Source organism: Pseudorhodoferax sp. Leaf267 (assembly GCF_001422405.1).
Classification (GTDB): Bacteria; Pseudomonadota; Gammaproteobacteria; order Burkholderiales; family Burkholderiaceae_C; genus Pseudorhodoferax.
On record NZ_LMMV01000004.1, the window covers coordinates 1 to 12,981 of the forward strand.

Genomic DNA, 12,981 nt, shown 5'->3' on the forward strand with positions numbered 1-12,981 from the left:
TCGCGCGCGCGCCCGGTGCGCAACGCATCGAGCAGCGCCAGCAGGCGGTGCAGCGCCGGGTCGGCCAATGCCGCCTGCGGCGCGGTGCGGTACAGCGGGGAAAGCGTGGGCCCCTTGGCGCTGCCGGCGGGGTGCGCCCATACCGGCGCTTCACCAGCGGCGGCCGTCACCCTGCCGGCCAGCGGCTCGGCACCGAACGACGTCGGCACGCCCCGCTTGGCCGGCCCGGCGGTGGCAGGCCAGACGTAGCGCACGCCATGCAGCATGAATTCCAGCAGGCTGGGGCGCACCGGCGACCACTCGCCGCGTTCGGGCGACACGGCCAGGCCCGAGGCCACGGCACGCTTCACGCTCGCATGGGCCTCGGACGCGCTCATGGACAGCGCCTCGCCCAGCGCGGCATAGGTCCAGCGCTGCGGCGGATGCGCCGCCACCTTCAGCAGCACCAGCAGGTCTTGGGGTTTGAGGTCCATCGGAGGGGAGCATTCGCCATTCGCGAATTGCGAATATGGCCGAGCGCGCGAGGTTTGGCAAGGTAGCGCCCTTGTCGCGCCCGCCCAGCACCACCGAGCTGTTGCTCAATGGGCGACGATCGTTGCCAAACAGGCGACAGGTGGCCTTTGGCACGGGTCCGCGCAGGCAGCCGTCCGAGCGGTTCAACCCTCCTGCTAGGCCCGCTCGATCAATGGACTGGCCCGCTCCAGGTCGGCGGGGGTCCGCAGCGACAGTTCCACGTCGCCCGTGCCCCAATGGCCGCTGGCGCGCACGTCGCGGCTGAAGCCTTCTTCCAGCGCCACCGAATCCGGGTCCAACTTCAGGTAGACCAGCAGGCGGTTGTTCTGCACCACCACCGTGGTGAAGTTCTTGAGCTTGCGAAAGGCCGTGTAGAGCTTGAGCTGCTTGTCATTGACGTCGTCGCCCAGCGCGAACACGAAGGAGCGCAGGTCGGCGTACAGCTGGCGAATGCTCTCGGGCGCGCTCTCCAATTGGTCCAGCATGCTCCTGTCCTTGCCTGCCGGCGCACGGCCTGCTTGCACCGCTTCGGATAATGGCGCGGCCCGGGTATCCGCTTCGTCGCGGCCGCCACCTTCCGGCACGCTCTGCGTGTTGACCAGCTCCAGCAGCAGCAGGTCGTCGCCGAACTGCTTGTAGCGGATCAGCTCGATATTGCGCGGAATCTGCTGCACCGCATGCTGGTCGTAGCGCGTGAAGTCCGCCGCGATGCACAGCAGCCGCGTGCCGGCCCATTCCACGCTGTCGGCCACCTCGCGGCCCAGCTTGTCCATCACCAGCCAGCGGAACTCTGCCTTGTGGTCCAACAGCCAGTCCAGGTAGAACAGGCCCTGGTTGATCACGTTCTCGTTGCTGTGGCGCTTGTATTCGACGATCACCGGGCAGGCGTTCTCGTCCAGCCCTAGCGAGTCGATACGGCCGCGGTGCGTCTTGCCGGTGGTGTACTCGGTGGCGAGGAAGCGCACACCCAGGAAGGTTTCCATCTGCGCCTCGATCAGCGCCTGGAGCTGGCGCTCCAGTGCGGCGGAGGACGCGGGCAGCTCGGAGGCTCGGCCTGCGGACAGGCGGAACAGCTGGATGTCGCTCATGGCAATCAGAGTTTGGGGGACAACAGGTTGACGAGGATGCCTTGCCCGATCTCCATCGCCTTTCGGCCGATGCGGACCGCAGGATGCGGAGGCTCCTGATGGTTAGGCAGATAGAGCGTGCAGCCCGTCTTGTGGGTGAAGTGGTTTGCCATGAACCACAGCTCGGCGGCAATGGCCTCTTCCGAGGCGCCTACTGCATGCAGGCGAACATAGCGTTCGACGATGGGTGTCGCAAAGAGGTCTCCATGCACGGTGCTGATTCGGCTGGCATCGCCCTGCCAATGGATGCGTACCATGGCATCTTCGTCGGACCACTTTCCGTCCGGCAATGGGAGCACCAGAGTGCCATCTAGCAAGGAGCGAGCGCTGTACACACCCTGGTGATGCTCGTGGGTGAAGAGGGGCATCAGGTTTGCAATGAAGCCGACGACCGCTGCACTGGCACTCCAGTCGGAACTCATTGCATTGCCTCGCGCACGTCTATCTGGCCGGTGACAGCGGCGGCGATGAGGGCAGAGCGGCGTTCCTTGAGGAGCGCCACGCCATGCTGGGCGCCACCAGACAACGCAGCGAGTCTGTCGGTCTCGGACCGAAGAAAATCAATGATTGCACGCTGCTCATCCAGGGTGGGCATTGGCAACGGCAAGTCGAGCACGACGCTCTGGCCGATATTCAGCATTGAACTGCTGGCGCCCGTTGCGGCGAGTTCAATTTGCGACCGCGCCTCGCGCGTGCCAATGACGGCAGCGGCATAGTCCGGCAAGCATTCGTCTCGTGCAAGCCGAAGACGGTAGAGCTTGTCGCAAAGCAAAAGACGGTCGAAGTTGGATGGCACAACGGCAGCACTTCCAACCAGCTCCTTCGTGTTGGCCCGGGAAATGAGTAGGTCCCCCGCTTTCAATGCGTACTCAGGCCTCGCCGCGAGTTCGGGTGGAAGCTTCTTGTTTTCCTTCGCGTCGAACACTCCGCCGTTGACACATCCCACCTTGAGAACGCCCCACTCTTCCGGATCCTCGGCGGGAAAGTTCTCGCATTGCGGGCTCCAACCCTGCTCAATGCTCAGAACGAGCCGTTTGAGCCTTGCTACATCCCAATGCGCCGGCACCTCCCCCAACCACGCCACGCCGGAATCCTTCATCGGCGCATCGGGATCGAGGCCGCGGGTGACGGCGTGGGAGATGGTGGCTTGGCGCTTTTCGGCGAGCAGGGCGATGATCTTTTCCTGCTCGGCGATCAGCGCGTCGATCTTGGCGATTTCGCGGTCGAGGAAGGTGGCAACAGCCACCTGCTCGTCGAACGGGGGAAAGGCAACCCGCATGTTGCCTAGTTCGCTTCTGCTGATGCGCTGCATCGTTGCGCCGCTCGCAATGGTGCCGGCCTCATGCAAATAGTCGGGCGATGTCAGCCGAAACACAATGAATCGTCTATCGAACTGAGGCCGAGGCCGAACTATCACGTTATCGACTGATGTCACAACTCGAGTACCAAGGTCTGGCGCCAAGCACGCCCGCCCGATCGGCGCGTTAAGTCGAGAGATCAGAACATCACCCGGCTCGACGACCTTGCACCGCAGTTCGATGAATGTCTTTTCGGAGATGTAGCCAGAGCCTTGCTCCTTATAGAAGCCGGGGCCGACGTTGCCTGTGGTGATGTACCGAATGCCGGTCCCAGCTAGATGGCGGCTCTCGATCCAGTCGCCATCAATGAAGCCATCGACCTGACCGGACGCAATCGCCTTCAAAGGAAGGACAGGCCAATGCACGGGAGTGTCTCCAAGCCACGGAACGCCGCTGCCCCTGTACTCCGGATACCTCGGCAACGTCATTCCGCCAACTCCCCCAGCATCCTCATGATGCTGGCCGTCACCGTCTTCAGCTCCTCGTCGATCGCCTGCAGACTGCGCGGCGCCTCGAACACATAGAAGTGCCGGTTGAACGGAATCTCATACCCGACCTTGCTCTTGTCCTCGTCGATCCAGGCATCGCTTGCATGCGGCAGCACCTCGCGCGCGAAGTACGCACCGATGTCCTCGCCCAGCGGCACGTTCTCGGTGTCGCGCAGCGCGCTATCGGGCTGCGGCTTGCCCTTCTGCTTGCCCTTGAGCCCCAGCACCGGCTGGCCGGCTGCATCCTTCAAAGGCCGCTCAACCGTGATGGTCGTGTAGCCGAAGTCCTCGTTGCGGAAGATGCGCGAAATGGGCACGCGCTTGAGCCGCCCGCCCTCGGGCACAGTGGGCGGGTTGTCGGTGTTCGTGACGAGCTGCGCCGCGCCCAGCGCCTGGCCAGCGGCATCGAAGACCGTGACGAGTTCCGCCTCGGTGAAGTCGCCGAACAGCCGCGTGACGGTGGCGATGTGGGCCTCGTTCATCTCACGCCGCTTGCTCCCCAGGCTCTTGCGCATCTTCTGCCAGAAGCCGCAGGCGTCGATGAGCTGCACCTGGCCCTTGCGGTCGGCCTTCTTCTTGTTGGACAGCACCCAGACATAGGTGGCGATGCCGGTGTTGTAGAACATGTCGGTGGGCAGGCCGATGATGGCCTCCACCAGGTCGTTCTCCAGCACGTAGCGGCGGATCTCGCTCTCGCCGCTGCCGGCGCCGCCGGTGAACAGCGGCGAGCCGTTGAGCACGATGCCGAAGCGGCTGCCGCCTTGCCCATCGACCACGGGCGCCATCTTGGCCAGCAGGTGCATGAGGAACAGCATGGATCCAACGCTCACGCGCGGCAGGCCGGGGCCGAAGCGGCCGTCGAAGCCCTTGCTGTCGTGCTCCGCGCGCACCGCCTTTTCGACCTTCTTCCACTCCACGCCGAAGGGCGGGTTGGAGAGCATGTAGTCGAACCTGCGGCCCGCGTGGCCGTCTTCGCTGAGCGTGTTGCCGGCCACGATGTTTTCCACCGGCTGGCCCTTGATCAGCATGTCGGCCTTGCAGATGGCGTAGGACTCGTCGTTGAGCTCCTGGCCGTACATCGTCAGGCGCGCCTGCGGGTTGTGCTCCAGCAGGTATTCGCCGGCGATGGAGAACATGCCGCCGGTGCCGGCCGTGGGGTCGTAGACGGTGCGCACCACGGCGGCGCCGGGCGTGAGCACGTCGTCGTCTTCGATGAACAGCAGGCTCACCATGAGGCGGATGACCTCGCGCGGCGTGAAGTGTTCGCCGGCCGTCTCGTTGCTGATTTCGGCGAACTTGCGGATCAGCTCCTCGAACACCTGGCCCATGGCGGCGTTGTCCACCACCTCGGGGTGCAGGTCGATGCCGGCGAATTTCTCGACCACCAGGTACAGCAGGTTGGCCTTGGCCAGCCGCTCGACCTGCGTGTGGAAGTCGAAGCGCTCGAAGATGTCGCGCGCCTCGGGCGAGAAGGCCTGCACGTAGGCGTACAGGTTCTGGCGGATGTGGTCCTGGTCAACCAGCAGCTTGGCCAGGTCCAGCGGCGAGGTGTTGTAAAAGCTCTGGCCAGCCTTGCGCAGCAGGAAGGGGTCGGGGTTCAGGCCGGCCTGGGTCTTGGCTTCGAACTCCTTGAGCACGGCGGGCTTGGTGGCCTGCAGCACACAGTCCAGCCGGCGCAGCACGGTGAAGGGCAGGATGACGCGGCCGTATTCGCTTTGTCTGTAGTCGCCGCGCAGCAGGTCGGCAACGGACAGATGAAGGACGAAAGGGCGTGGTGGTTCATGCGGTTCCGGGGCAATGGTGCGGCCTGTGCGCGCAGCGCGCCATTGTCTCCGGCGAAACCGGACCTAAGGCATCGTCGCAGCCCCCAGCCACTCGGCCTCCCAACGCCCGCGCGCGATCAGCGTGCGGGCCTCGTGCTCCAGCGCCTGCGCCACCACCGCCGCCGCCGCGTCCAGCGGCCGGTCGGCCGCGGTGGCCAGGCTGTAGCGGCGCTGCAGCTCGGGTTGCACGACACGCGCCACCAGCCAGCCGCTGCGCGCAGGCGAGCTCGGCAGCGCGCAGGCCGGCGTGAACGTGAAGCCGGCGCCGCAGGCGTACAGCGAACGGATGACGCGGGCCGAGTCGTGCTCGTGCGCGATGTTCAGCACCAGGCCCTGCGCAGCCGCCGCATCCTCAACGCATTGGCGGATCGAGAAGCGGCGCGACTGCAGCACCAGCGGCAGGGCCACTGCCGCCGAGAACGCGATGTCCGGATGCGCGTGCCGGGCCCGGCGCTGCAGCAGCGGCGCGACCGCGCCGTCGGCATCGAGCCCGCAGAAGTACATGGCCTCGCGCGCGAAGGGCTGGCAGCGCAGGCCGTCGACCTGGGCCTGGTCGACCAGGATGCCGATGTCGGCGCGGCGGTCCTGCATGGCCTTTTTCACCAGCAGGCTCAGGTCGTCCAGCACGAACACGCGGATGCGCGGGTGCGAGGCCTTCAGCGCCGCCAGCACCGGCCCCATCAGCAGCGAGGCCAGCAGGAACGGCAGCGCCACGGTGACCGAGCCCTCGGGCCCCTGCGGCAGGCTGCGCACGCGCTCGCGCACGGCCGCCGCGTCGGACAGCAGGCGGCGCGCGTCCTGGTAGAGCTGCAGGCCCGCGGGCGTAGGCGTCATGCCGGCGTGCGAGCGCTCGAACAGCTGCGCGCCCAACTCCTCTTCCAGCTTGCGGATCTGCGCCGTCAGCGCGGGCTGGGCCACGTACAGCGACCCGGCGGCGCGCGACAGGCTGCCCGCCTCCAGCACGGCGATGAAGTAGCGCAGGGTTCGCAGTTCCACGGTGAGGCCGACTGTACGGCCTGCCATGGTGGCGCTCAGATGGGTTCGAGGCCGACCCGCTTCATCATCGCCTCGGTGAACGCCATCTCGCGCGTGAAGCCGCGCGCGTAGGCCTCGCCGTCCTGCACGTCGACGCCGCCGCCCTGGGCCTGCAGCGCCTCGACCACGCGCGGCTGCTGCAACGCGGCGCGGAAGGCCGCGCGGATGCGCTCGACCACCGCGTCCGGCGTGCCGGCCGGCACCGACACGCCGCCCCAGGACACGAGCTCGACGCCGGGCACGCCGGCCTCGGCCAGCGTGGGCACCTGCGCCAGCATGGGGTTGCGGCGCGGGCCGGCCACGGCCAGGGCGCGCAGCTGGCCGGCCTTGATCTGCTGGTACGGCACCGACAGGATGGGCGTGCCGAACACGACCTGCTTGCCCAGCACCGCGTTGACGAGTTCGGACGCGCCCTTGTAGGGCACGTGCAGGGCGCGTGCATCGAGCGCGCTCAGCAGCAGTTCCATGCCCAGGTGCGAAGGCGTGCCCACGCCGCCCGAGGCGTACTCCAGCTTGCCGGGCGCGGCGCGCAGCCGCTCGGCCAGGGCCTGCACGCTGTCGATGCCGGAGTCGGCATGCACGATCAGCGCGATGTCCGAACTGGTCAGCCGCATCACGTGGCGGAAGTCCTTGAGCGCGTCGTAGCCGGGCTGCCTGTACATGCGCATGTTGGCCGCCATGGGCGCGGCCGAATAGACCCAGGTGTAGCCGTCGGCCGGCGACTTGGCGGCCAGCCGCGCGCCGATGTTGCCGGCCGCGCCGCCCTTGTTCTCGATCACCACCGGCTGGCCCAGCAGCGGGCCCACGGCCTCGGCCAGGATGCGGGCGGTGTTGTCCGGGCCGGTGCCGGCCAGGTAGGGCAGCAGCCATTTCACGGGGCGGCTGGGATAAGGCTCGGTGCCGCGGGCCGCCGTGGCCAGCGGTGCCAGCGTGGCCGCCAGCGCACTGCCCAGCAGGGCGCGGCGGCTGAGGTCGAAGGGTATGTTCATGTGAATGTCTCCGGATGTTCTGTCGAGCTCAGGCTGCGTCCAGCAGTTCCTTGGCGATGGTGTTCTTCTGGATCTCGCTGGTGCCGGTCAGCACGCGGTACATGCGCAGCATGCGGAACAGGAACTCCACGCGGCGGCCCTGCACGATGCCCTCGCCGCCGTGGATCTGCACCGCGCGGTCGGCCACGCGGAACGCGGTCTCCGAGCAGAACAGCTTGGCCATGGAGGTCTCGGCCCGCGCCGCGCCGCCGGCGTCCAGCGCCCGCGCCGTGCCCAGCATCAGCGCGCGGGCCGCGGCCAGCTCGGTCGCCATGTCGGCCAGCATGTGCTGGATGGCCTGGAACTGCGCGATGCTGCGCCCGAACTGGCGGCGCTGCAGCGCGTAGTCGCGCGCATCGCGCAGCGCCACCTGGGCCAGGCCCAGCATGGCCGGGCAGTGCAGCAGCCGGTTCACGCTGATGCGGCCCAGCGCCAGCGCCAGGCCGCGGCCGGGCTCGCCGATGCGCTGGCCCACCGGCACGCGGCAGCCGTCCAGCACGATGTCGCCGGTGCTGCTCTGGCCGGCCATGGTCTTGTAGCCGCTCTCCACCCGCACGCCGGGCGCGCGCAGGTCGACGAAGAAGGCGGTGACCTCGCGCTCGGCCGCGCCCTCGGCCGCGGTGGACGCCAGCAGCACCGCCGCATCGGCGAACGGCGAGCCGGAGATGAAGCGCTTGCGCCCGTTCAGCACGTAGTGGTCGCCCTGCAGCACGGCGCGCGTCTGCACCGCGCCGGCGTCCGAGCCGGCCTCGGCCTCGGTCAGCGCGAAGCAGATGGCCATCTCGGCCTGGGCCACCGGCACGATGAACTGCGCCATCTGCTTAGGCGTGGCCTGGCGCGCCAGCGCACCCACGCGCGGCGGGCCGCTCAGCTCGCCGAACACATGCGGCGCGAACGGCGAACCGCTGGCGTAGATGGCCTCCTTGATCAACACATGGTCCAGCACCGACAGGCCCAGGCCGCCCATGGGCTCGGGCAGCGTCATGCCGTAGAAGCCCTGCGCGTGCGAGCGGCGCCACACCTGCTGCAGCAGTGCGCGGTCGGCGCCGTGCTCGTGGTCGATGCCGTGGGCGCGGGCCAGCTCGGCCAGCTCGCCGTGCAGGAAGTCCTGCACGCGGGCGATGATGCCGGCGGCGCGCTCGGTGCCCTCGAAGGGGCCGTCGAAGAGAGGTCGGTTCGTCATGGTCAGTTCACCATCCGGCTGTGGTTGGCCCAGTACGGAGCCTGGATCGTCTTGCGCGCCACCTTGCCGTTGGCGTTCTTGACCAGGGCCTGCACGAACTCGATGTGGCGCGGCCGCTTGAAGCCGGCCAGCCGTTCTGCGCAGAACGCATCGATCGCGCGTGCATCCGGCGCCTGGCCGGGGCGCAGCACCACGTGGGCCGCGACCGCCTCGCCCCACTTGTCGTCGGGCACGGCGAACACGCAGGCGTCGGCCACGGCGGCATGCTGGTACAGCACGGCCTCGACCTCGGAGGGGTAGACGTTGAAGCCGCCGCTGATGACCATGTCCTTCTTGCGGTCGACGATGTAGACGAAGCCCTCGTCGTCCAGCCGCGCCAGGTCGCCCGTGTGGTAGCGGCCGTCCTTGAGCACCTCGGCGGTCAGCTCGGGCGCGCGCCAGTAGCCGGCGAACACGTCGTCGCCGCCGACCACGATCTCGCCGATCTCGCCCACGGCCACGGGCTGGCCCGCGTCGTCGAGGATCTGCACGTCGCATTCCAGCAGCGGCCGCCCGCAGGAGGCCAGCCGCTCGGGCCGCGCAGCGCGGGCGTGCAGGTGGTCTTCCACCGACAGGCCGCACACGCCCGAGGTGGTCTCGCCCGCGCCGTAGCCCTGCGACAGCACCGGGCCGAACACGTCCATCGCCTGCAGGATGCGGGCCGGCGCCATGGGGGCGGCGCCGTAGCCCAGGCGCTGCAGTTCGGGCAGCGGGCGGTAGCGGCCCTGCAGTTCGGCCAGCAGCATGTTGACCATGGTGGGCACGAGGAAGGTGTGGGTCACGCGGTCGGCGCGCATGTCGGCCAGGAAGCGGGCGGGCTCGAAGCCGCTGAACAGGCGGATGGTGGTCCCGCTGCACAGCGCCGGCACGATCTGCATGCCCGACGCATGGGTGATGGGGCCGACCAGGCCCAGCGTGTCGCCTGCGCGGGTGGTCTCCGAGCGCATCAGGAACTTGCGCAGCTGCGCCAGCCGGTTGCCGAAGGTCTGCATCGCGGCCTTCAGCACGCCGGACGAGCCCGAGGTGTAGTGCAGCACGGCCAGGTCGTCGGCCTGCACCTCGGCCGTTTGGAAGCTGTCGCTGGCGCGGGCCAGCGCGGCCTCGTAGCCGGCGTCCGCCGGTCCGTCGAGCAGCAGCAGGCGCGGCATGGCGCCCGCGAGGTGCGGGCGGAAGGACTCGGCGCGCTCGGCCGTGGTGACGACCAGCGTGGCCTCGCTGTTGGCGACGGCAGCGGCCACCTCGGCCGGCGACAGGCGTGCGTTGAACGGTGCCTTGACCAGCGCGGCCTTGTAGCAGGCCAGCTCGATCTCGACGATCTCGGCGCAGTTGGGCAGGTAGATGCCGACGCGGTCACCACGCGCCAGGCCCATGCCCAGCAAGGCATTGGCCAGGCGGCAGGCGCGCTGTTCGAGTTGGGCGAAGGTCAGCGTGCGCGCCGGGCTCATGACGGCCACGCGCCGGGCGTGGCGCTGCGCGCTGCGGGCAACGAGGGCCGCGACGTTGGTCACGGGGCGGGGCGGATGGGTGGTCATGGGCTTGTCTCCTGGTCCGGCGGCGCGGCGCGCTGTCGTGCCGGCACTGTCCCAGAAGGCCCGCGATCACGGAAATACGGATTGCTGATGCGGGGCCATCATTCCGAGTGATGGCCCGGCCCGCCGCTCAGCGCCGGCCTGCCGCCGCGTACCGCTCCACCCGCTGCCCCACCAGCGCATACCCGCTGCCCCAACAGCGCATACCCGCTCACGCCATGCACCGTGCTCGCACGCTGCACCTTGAGCCGCCCGCTGACCCACACCGTGTCCATGGTGCTCAGCGATTTGTTCGGCTTGTCCAGCCGCACGTGCACGATCTGGATGGCCGGCGGCGGCGGGGTGTGGATGCAGGCGCCGTCGTGCGGCACCAGCAGCAGCTCGCGCAGGCCCTGCGCGGTTTCCTGCAGCGGCACCACGTAGCCGGGCAGGCGGATGGCTTGGCCATTGAGCGCGGCGCTCAGCGGCGCTTCGTCCCAGACCTTGCGCAACCGCTGCAGCGCGATGGCGGTGCGTGGGTCGTCGTCGGACAGGCGCTGCAGGTCGATGCCCTGCAGGTCCATGTTCTCTCCAGTACTGGTAGCCGCTGTTCGGCCAGCCGGCGTCGATCTTGATGAGCGTGTCGTCCGACTTGTCGTTGGGCGTGCGCATGTCGGCGCGGAACAGGTAGGACGCGACTTCGTTGTCGCCGACGTCGTACATCGTGTCCTTGACCGTCCCGAACGGCTCGGTGCTGCGCGTGCAGGGTGCGTTGGTGACGCCGGTGGGTTGATGGCGATGTAGGGCTGGCCCGAGACGGCTGCTGTCGTCAGCGTGCGCACGCCCTCCTTGGCCAGCACCGCGACGTTGACGCTCTGCGCGCCGGTGGCGCCGGTGGTCAACTGTGGCGCAGCCAAGAACAAGCCGGCGGCGCGGAAGGCGGAACAGTCGACGCCGTCGTCGCCGCTGCCGCCACAGGCGGCGAGCACGGCCGACGCGACGAGCGTCATCACCACACGGGGCTGGGTGTCCTCACGGGTGGGTCTCCTTCGTTGAAATGGGTCAGCGCACCATGCAAGGCCGCTTGTTGTCGAACTTCCAATTCGGAATCAGGAACTGCATGGCTTGCGCGTCGTCGCGCGCGCCCAGGCCATGCTGCAGGTACAGCTGGTGCGCCTTCTCCACCTCGGCCATGTCCAGCTCGATGCCCAGGCCGGGCTTCTGGGGCACCTGCACGTAGCCGCCTTCGATCTTGAGCGGCTCTTTCGTCAGACGCTGGCCGTCCTGCCAGATCCAGTGCGTGTCGATGGCCGTGACCTTGCTGGGGGCCGCCGCGCCCACGTGCGTGAACATGGCCAGCGAGACGTCGAAGTGGTTGTTGCTGTGCGAGCCCCAGGTGAGGCCGAAGGCCTGGCACAGCTGGGCCACGCGCACGCTGCCGGCCATGGTCCAGAAGTGCGGGTCGGCCAGCGGGATGTCGACCGACTGCAGCGACAGGCTGTGCACCATCTCGCGCCAGTCGGTGGCGACCATGTTGGTGGCCGTGGGCAGGCCGGTGGCGCGGCGGAACTCGGCCATGACNCGACTGCAGCGACAGGCTGTGCACCATCTCGCGCCAGTCGGTGGCGACCATGTTGGTGGCCGTGGGCAGGCCGGTGGCGCGGCGGAACTCGGCCATGACCTCGCGGCCGGAGAACACGCCTTCGGCACCACAGGGGTCTTCGGCGTAGGCAACGACGCCGCGCATGCGCTGGCCCAGGCGGATGGCGTCTTTCAGAAGCCAGCCGCCGTTCGGGTCCAGCGTGACGCGGGCCTCGGGGAAGCGTTCGTGCAGCGCGGTGACGGCATCGACCTCCTCGTCGCCGGCCAGCACGCCGCCCTTGAGCTTGAAGTCCTGGAAGCCGTAGCGCTCCTGCGCGGCCTCGGCCAGGCGCACGATGGCGGCCGGGGTCATGGCCTCCTCGTGCCGCACGCGGAACCAGGCGTTGTCGGCATCCGGTTNCTCGTCGCCGGCCAGCACGCCGCCCTTGAGCTTGAAGTCCTGGAAGCCGTAGCGCTCCTGCGCGGCCTCGGCCAGGCGCACGATGGCGGCCGGGGTCATGGCCTCCTCGTGCCGCACGCGGAACCAGGCGTTGTCGGCATCCGGTTCGGTGCGGTAGGCGAGGTTGGTCTTCTTCGCGTCGCCCACATAGAACAGGTAGCCCAGCATCTGCACGGCATCGCGCTGCTGGCCTTCGCCGAGCAATGCGGCAACCGGCACTTCGAGGTGCTGGCCCAGCAGGTCGAGCAGCGCGGCTTCGGCGGCCGTGACGGCGTGGATGGCCACGCGCAGGTCGAAGGTCTGGGTGCCGCGCCCGCCCGCGTCGCGCTCGGCGAACTGCGTGCGCATGGCGTTCAGCACGGCCTGCCAGTTGCCGATGGGCTGGCCCACGATGAGGCTCTGGGTGCCGCGCCCGCCCGCGTCGCGCTCGGCGAACTGCGTGCGCATGGCGTTCAGCACGGCCTGCCAGTTGCCGATGGGCTGGCCCACGATGAGGSCKCGCGCATCGTCCAGCGTCTGGCGGATCTTCTCGCCGCCGGGCACTTCGCCCACGCCGGTGTTACCGGCGTTGTCCTTGAGGATCAGGATGTTGCGGGTGAAGAACGGACCGTGCGCGCCCGAGAGGTTCATCAGCATGTCGTCGTGGCCCGCGACGGGCACGACACGCAGTTCGGTGACGATGGGGGTGGAGGTGGAAGTCATGTTCGGTGGCCTGTGAAACGTGGTGTGGGTTCGCACCGGCAAGCGCAGCGAAGCCCGTTGGTGGACACCCGCGGAACTGGCTCTGCCAGGCCGCTGGGTGTGCCCCCCTTCGCGCAGCAGAAGGGGGGAGCGGCGA

At 68.6% G+C, this 12,981-nt stretch carries 10 protein-coding genes and 3 pseudogenes; all 13 read right to left on the reverse strand.

Translation table 11 applies throughout. The features are described from left to right. Positions 1–473, reverse strand: a 473-nt coding sequence (locus ASF43_RS08995; RefSeq protein ID WP_056179669.1) for a MarR family transcriptional regulator, incomplete at its 3' end; no start/stop codon positions are given. Positions 474–668: 195 nt separating this feature from the next. Beyond that, positions 669–1,601: a DUF5655 domain-containing protein gene (locus ASF43_RS09000; RefSeq protein ID WP_056179311.1), complete on the reverse strand. Its 933-nt coding sequence runs from the start codon at positions 1,599–1,601 to the stop codon at positions 669–671. A 5-nt stretch (positions 1,602–1,606) separates the two neighbouring features. After that, on the reverse strand, positions 1,607–2,062 hold the full coding sequence (locus ASF43_RS09005; RefSeq protein WP_056179312.1) for a hypothetical protein: 456 nt from the start codon (positions 2,060–2,062) through the stop codon (positions 1,607–1,609). Beyond that, positions 2,059–3,363, reverse strand: coding sequence for a restriction endonuclease subunit S (locus ASF43_RS09010; RefSeq protein WP_162241792.1), 1,305 nt, complete (start codon positions 3,361–3,363; stop codon positions 2,059–2,061). The genes ASF43_RS09005 and ASF43_RS09010 overlap by 4 nt, the downstream gene beginning before the upstream one ends. A 59-nt stretch (positions 3,364–3,422) precedes the next feature. Beyond that, positions 3,423–5,269 (reverse strand): annotated as a pseudogene (locus ASF43_RS09015) (N-6 DNA methylase). 64 nt (positions 5,270–5,333) lie between these two features. Then, positions 5,334–6,305, reverse strand: a complete 972-nt coding sequence (locus ASF43_RS09020; RefSeq protein WP_056179316.1) for a LysR family transcriptional regulator — start codon at positions 6,303–6,305, stop codon at positions 5,334–5,336. 35 nt (positions 6,306–6,340) lie between these two features. Continuing rightward, entirely contained in the window at positions 6,341–7,333 is a 993-nt protein-coding gene (locus ASF43_RS09025; RefSeq protein ID WP_056179317.1) for a tripartite tricarboxylate transporter substrate binding protein, read from the reverse strand. Positions 7,334–7,361: 28 nt separating this feature from the next. Continuing rightward, the gene (locus ASF43_RS09030) at positions 7,362–8,555 is read right to left on the reverse strand and encodes an acyl-CoA dehydrogenase family protein (protein ID WP_056179318.1); all 1,194 of its coding nucleotides are present in this window, start codon (positions 8,553–8,555) and stop codon (positions 7,362–7,364) included. A 2-nt stretch (positions 8,556–8,557) separates the two neighbouring features. Continuing rightward, positions 8,558–10,126 carry an AMP-binding protein gene (locus ASF43_RS09035; RefSeq protein WP_056179321.1) on the reverse strand — a complete coding sequence of 523 codons (1,569 nt, stop codon included), beginning with the start codon at positions 10,124–10,126 and terminating at the stop codon, positions 8,558–8,560. Positions 10,127–10,224: 98 nt separating this feature from the next. Continuing rightward, on the reverse strand, positions 10,225–10,686 hold the full coding sequence (locus ASF43_RS09040; protein WP_056179324.1) for a DUF3299 domain-containing protein: 462 nt from the start codon (positions 10,684–10,686) through the stop codon (positions 10,225–10,227). Positions 10,687–11,164: 478 nt separating this feature from the next. Next, on the reverse strand, positions 11,165–11,683 hold a 519-nt coding region (locus ASF43_RS30570), incomplete at its 5' end, for an enolase C-terminal domain-like protein (RefSeq protein ID WP_304437958.1). 1 nt (position 11,684) lies between these two features. Beyond that, positions 11,685–12,103, reverse strand: a pseudogene (locus ASF43_RS31630) (enolase C-terminal domain-like protein); the annotation flags it as partial. 1 nt (position 12,104) lies between these two features. Next, positions 12,105–12,845: pseudogene (locus ASF43_RS31635) on the reverse strand (hypothetical protein); the annotation flags it as partial. Positions 12,846–12,981 lie beyond the last annotated feature (136 nt).